The organism is Micromonospora sp. 4G55, assembly GCF_016803375.1.
The window spans coordinates 1-1942 of record NZ_JAEVHN010000906.1 but is presented as its reverse complement, the minus strand read 5'-3'; the positions used below and the strand labels follow the sequence as shown (position 1 = coordinate 1942).

The following is a 1942-nucleotide window of genomic DNA, read 5'->3' as shown; positions in this document are numbered from 1 at the left end:
GTCGCGCTGAACTCGCGCCAGCCGGCCCGCTCGCCGGCCAGCGCCCGGCGGCCGGAGTCGGTCAGCTCGTACGTGCGCCGCTCCCGACCGCTGACGGTGCTCCACGAGCTGGCCACGTGGCCGGCCCGCTCCAGGCGGCGCAGGGCCGGGTAGATGGTGCCGGTGGGCAGATCGAGGTTGCCGTCGCTGCGGGCCCGCAGCGCCTCGATGATGGCGTAGCCGTGCAGTGCGCCCTGTTCCAGCACCGCGAGCAGCAGCGCGTCGAGGTGTCCGTGCAGCGCCTGAGCCCTCATACGTAGCAACGCTACTTGTCAGCCGTGCGGATCGCCAGCGGGGTGCGGGGTCCGGTCCCCCCGAGCTGACCACTAGGGTATGTGCCCAGAGTCACTAGCCGACCGGAAGTGTCGGCGAGTGGGCAACCCGACGCACCCGGAGGTCAGTGTGGCCCGCCAGTCGCCCCAACGGCCCGACGCCGACGAGCCCGAGCTCGACGCCACCGACGGGCCGGTCGAGCCCGAGGTGGAGCGCGGCTCGGCCGACCGTTCCCTCTGGGACGAGCTGCGGATCGACCCGGTGGAGATCGCTCTCCCCGCCGGCACCGGTTTCACGCTGCGGGCGTACCGGCCGGCCCGGGAGCTGACCCCGACCGACGTCGCCGAGCGCGACGAGGACGACCCGTTCCTCGCCCGCCGCCAGGTCGTGGAGGCCGAGGACGCCGAGGACGAGGAGGTGGTGATCCTCGACGAGGAGTTCGCCGCGCTCTCCGCCGAGGAGGAAGAGGACGGCCGGCCCGCGGGTCGCAAGCGCAAGACCGACGCCGAGGACGAGGAGTCCGAGGCGGAGGAGGACGAGCAGGACGCGGCGGCCGACGAGGAGGTGCCGGTCTTCCTCACCCACAAGGGGCGGCTGCTGCTCTTCAAGACCCCCGAGGCGCTGGTCAGTTTCATCCGTTCCGGCGCGCCCAACGACATGTCCCAACTGGACAGCTGGAATGAACTGTCCGAACGGGTGGAACCGGCCGACATCGCGCCGCTCGACGAGGACACGTACGAGCTGGACCTGGTAGTGGAGAACCTGCGCGGCGGGCACGACACGTGGGACCCGACGCTGCTGATCGAGGCCGGCGAGGTGGCCCGTGACCTGTCGTACGCGCTGCGGCTACCCGCGGTGCTCGACATGCTCTCCGCCGGCTCCAGCCTGGACGACCTGGACGAGGCGCTGAGGGCATCTGTCAACGGCGGAATCGGTGGTTTCCTCGGCCGGCGGCGGCTCAAGAAAATCGGGGCACAAACCGCAAGCTTGGGTTGGCGCACCATTGTCGGCAAGATCTCTGCTGTCGTGGACTGGCGCGACTGACCCCGAGCGGGGAGCATCAGTCTCTGGCAGAGAAAAGACCTGTGTCCCGGGAGGAGGACGACGCCGTGGCGCTCGTGCGCGTGTACTGCGGTCTGGCCTCGGCGGATCCGGCCGACCGACCGGCATCGGCCGGATCGTCGCTGACGTCCGCTGTGGTCGATGACGCAGGCCGGCTGCTGCATGTCTGCGAGATCGGTGACGACCCGACGGGCTACGCCCAGCTGGTCGCGCTGCTCGTGGAGCGGTCGGGCGGGCCGAGTGGCGTGGCGATCGCGGCCGACAGCGACGACCACACGGTCACCTCGCTGCTGAGCGCCGCCGGGCGTCCACTCGCGATCGCCGACGACGACTCGGTCGACGACTTCGCCGAGCGCTTCGCCGACGACGACTCGCTGGAGGAGATGCAGTCGCCGCCGGCCGAGCGGCGGGCGGTGGGCCTGGCCCGCGCCCTCCAGGCCGGGGCGCTCTCCGCGGTCACCCTGCCGGCACCCCGGGACCTGGCCGGCTTCAAGCAGGTCCTGGCGGCGCACGCCGCCCTGTCCACCGGTCGCCACTCGGCCGCCGTGGCGCTGCGCGAGGTGCTGCG

At 71.9% G+C, this 1942-nt stretch carries 2 protein-coding genes and 1 pseudogene; 2 read left to right on the top strand and 1 reads right to left on the bottom strand.

Going from position 1 to position 1942, the window contains the following annotated elements:
• Positions 1-293 (bottom strand): PadR family transcriptional regulator (locus tag JNW89_RS35935; protein WP_238452396.1); only part of this gene is annotated, 293 nt, incomplete at its 3' end.
• A 118-nt stretch (positions 294-411) separates the two neighbouring features.
• On the opposite strand from JNW89_RS35935, the gene JNW89_RS35930 reads away from it, so the two are divergent.
• Both JNW89_RS35930 and JNW89_RS35925 read left to right on the top strand, forming a co-directional pair.
• Positions 412-1356 carry a DNA primase gene (locus JNW89_RS35930; protein ID WP_238452395.1) on the top strand — a complete coding sequence of 315 codons (945 nt, stop codon included), beginning with the start codon at positions 412-414 and terminating at the stop codon, positions 1354-1356.
• A 41-nt stretch (positions 1357-1397) separates the two neighbouring features.
• Positions 1398-1942 (top strand): annotated as a pseudogene (locus JNW89_RS35925) (transposase); the annotation flags it as partial.